Source organism: Frankia sp. CeTa3Moorea (genome assembly GCF_978021225.1).
Genome location: NZ_CDXDOR010000223.1, coordinates 1,194 through 2,514 on the forward strand (window position 1 = coordinate 1,194; position 1,321 = coordinate 2,514).

The window sequence follows — 1,321 nt, forward strand, 5'->3', positions numbered from 1 at the left end:
CCTTGGAGGGTGTTGCCTGATTGGGAAGGGAGGCAGGGGTGGAAGTGGTGTTCCCGCGCTGCGCGGGACTCGACGTCCATCGGGACACGGTGGCCGCGGCGGTACGGATCCAGCCCGCCAAAGGACCCGCGAAAGTCGAGGTCCGCACGTTCACTGCGACCGGGGGTTCGCTGGGGCTCCTCGCGGACTGGCCGGCCCAGAACAAGGGCACGGTCGTGGGAATGGAATCAACAGGGGTTTATTGGAAACCTGTCTTCCACATGCTGGAAGACCAGTTCGAATGCTGGCTTCTCAACGCCGCGCATGTCCGTAACGTACCAGGCCGGAAAACGGATGTGGCGGACGCCGCCTGGCTTGCGGACCTGGTCGCGCACGGCCTGGTCCGCCCGTCCTTCGTCCCCCCGAAACCGTTCCGGGACCTGCGCGACCTCACCCGGGCGCGGCGCACGGTCGTGGAGGAGAAGACCCGCGAGGTCCAGCGGCTGGAGAAGCTGATGCAGGACGCCGGGGTGAAACTCACCAGCGTCGCCTCCCAGCTGCTGGGCGTCTCCGGCCGGGCGATCCTGGAGAAGATGATCGCCGGGGAACGGAACCCCGAGTATTTGGCGGAGCTGGCCCGCGGCCGGCTGCGCGGGAAGATCCCGGCGCTGACCGAGGCGTTGGCCGGCACGTTCCGCTCCGGTCATCACGGGTTCCTCGCAGCCCAGCTGTTGGAACGCATCGACCTGTGTGACGAGCAGATCGAGGAGCTCGACCATCGGATCGAGGTGATGATCGCCCCTTTTGTTGGGACGGTGGACCGGGTGACGACGATCCCGGGAGTGGGTAGGGTCACCGCGATCGTGCTGCTCGCCGAGGTCGGGATCGACATGTCCCGGTTCCCGACCGCGGGGCACCTGGCATCGTGGGCGGGTATCTGCCCGGGGAACCACACCTCGGGTGGGAAACGCCTGTCCGGTCGTACCCGCCACGGGAACAAGTGGTTACGGACCGCGTTGACCGAGGCGGCGTGGGCCGCGGCTCGGAGTAAGAACACCTACCTGGCATCGCACCACGCCCAGGTCCGAGGCCGCCGCGGGATCCAGAAAGCGATCGGGACGACCCGCCACGACATTCTCATCGCCTACTGGCACATCATCGCGGGCAACACCGAATACCACGACCTCGGTGGCGACTGGCACACCCGCCGCCGCCGGAACCCCGAGAAACGCAAGAACACCCTGGTCGGCGAACTCGAAAAGCTCGGCTACACCGTCACCATCGAACCCGCGGCCTGACCCCAAACCCCATCACCAGCACCCCACACGCGCGGACTGAACGG

General features: G+C 67.0%; 1 protein-coding gene. It reads left to right on the forward strand.

Translation table 11 applies throughout. From position 1 onward, the window contains the following. Window positions 1-38: 38 nt before the first annotated feature. Entirely contained in the window at window positions 39-1,277 is a 1,239-nt protein-coding gene (locus AC08OV_RS23065; protein WP_476615526.1) for an IS110 family RNA-guided transposase, read from the forward strand. Window positions 1,278-1,321: the final 44 nt, after the last annotated feature.